This window comes from Deinococcus sp. (genome assembly GCF_018260405.1).
Lineage (GTDB): Bacteria > Deinococcota > Deinococci > Deinococcales > Deinococcaceae > Deinococcus.
Genome location: NZ_JAGLBG010000212.1, coordinates 1 through 1,353 on the forward strand (window position 1 = coordinate 1; position 1,353 = coordinate 1,353).

Sequence of the window (1,353 nt, forward strand, 5' to 3'; positions counted from 1 at the left end):
TCGAGTCCGCCGATCACGATGACCTCGCCGTGCTGCTGGTGGCGCAACTGCACCTTGACACGGGCGACCAGTTCCTCAGAATGGAAGGGCTTGGTCATGTAGTCGTCGGCCCCGGCCTCCAGCAGGTTGACTTTGCGGTCAACCGCGTCCATCGCCGTTAGAATAATGATCGGGACGCTACTGGTCTTGCGCAGCCGCCGGGCAATCTCCGCGCCGTCGAAATCGGGCAGGCCCAGATCCAAGATCACCAGATCGGGGTTATTTTCTCTGGCGCTCGTCAGGCCGGTGATGCCGTCGGGAGCCGTGATGACCCGGTAACCGGCTTGCTCAAGTTCGTACTGCACGACGCGGGTGATATCCGGATTGTCTTCAATGAGCAAAATGCGTTGTTCCATGACGAGTGATTCATCTCCTAACTGGCTCTGACTGGTAAAACGGTGCGGCAGTCATTTGCTCACCAGAGACTGCCGGAACCACGCCAGAAATTTGTTGTGTTTATCGTAGACGCCTGGGTTATGAACGGGGGCGCACCCCGGTTTATAGTCCCTTAACGCCCCGGCGGGAGTGGTGTGCTGGGCGGTCTTTTGGCCGGGTTCCACACAAGGGCCAAATAGTGTTTATGGATATTGGCGGCCCAATGCCGCAGCTTCCAGACAGGGCGGCGCTGGATTCCGGCACTGCGCTAGACTTTTAGCCACACTTCAAGGAGGCAAGACATGAGCGTGAGTAAAGTTCTGGGACGTGCCCTACTGGCCACCATTTTCGTCAAGAGCGGCGTAGATTACCTGCAAAACCCCGACCCTATCGTGCGGGCGGCTCGTGGCGCCGAAATTCCTCAGCCCGAATTGGCGGTCAAGGCCAACAGCGGCATCATGGCCGCCGCCGGAGTGCTGCTGGCTCTGGGCGTCGCTCCGCGTGTGACCAGCACCGTGCTGGCTGCTAGCCTGGTTCCAACCACTGTGATCGGCCACCCGTTCTGGGACAAGAAGGGAACCGAGCGCCAGCACCAGCAGACCCAGTTTCTCAAGAATCTGGCCCTGTTTGGAGCTTTGCTGGTGGCTGGAAGCGACTGAACATCGGCGGCGAGTTGAACTCCTCCCTCTTTGCGCGGGAGAAGGCTACAAGATTTCTTGCTGGTCACCTGTTTGGGTTCTTGGTAAAAGACCTTGACAAGCCAACGGGGCGGCGTGTCTCTGGTGCAGGCCGCCCCGTTAGCTTTTGGAAATCGTCACCGCCACTTCCACGCGCCTGCTAAGTAGCGCTTTTTGCCTTTCGATTGTAACTGCTCAGCACGAGAAGTCGAGTTTGGGTAAGACGCCACGAAAAACGTCAACTAAGCCAGTCCAAATGGAT

The 1,353-nt window shown here is 58.1% G+C and carries 2 protein-coding genes; one reads left to right on the forward strand and one right to left on the reverse strand.

All coding sequences use genetic code 11. The annotated features are described in order from the left end of the window. Window positions 1-395: response regulator transcription factor (locus QZ269_RS13105; protein WP_291427111.1), on the reverse strand; the 395-nt coding region annotated here is incomplete at its 3' end. 321 nt (window positions 396-716) lie between these two features. Here QZ269_RS13105 and QZ269_RS13110 point away from each other — a divergent pair. After that, on the forward strand, window positions 717-1,073 hold the full coding sequence (locus tag QZ269_RS13110) for a DoxX family protein (protein ID WP_291427139.1): 357 nt from the start codon (window positions 717-719) through the stop codon (window positions 1,071-1,073). The last annotated feature ends 280 nt before the right edge of the window (window positions 1,074-1,353 follow it).

What these genes read in the sequence shown, in the direction of transcription:
- QZ269_RS13110 (WP_291427139.1), top strand. Translation starts at nt 717, where the DNA reads ATGAGCGTGAGTAAAGTTCTGGGACGTGCCCTACTGGCCACCATTTTC.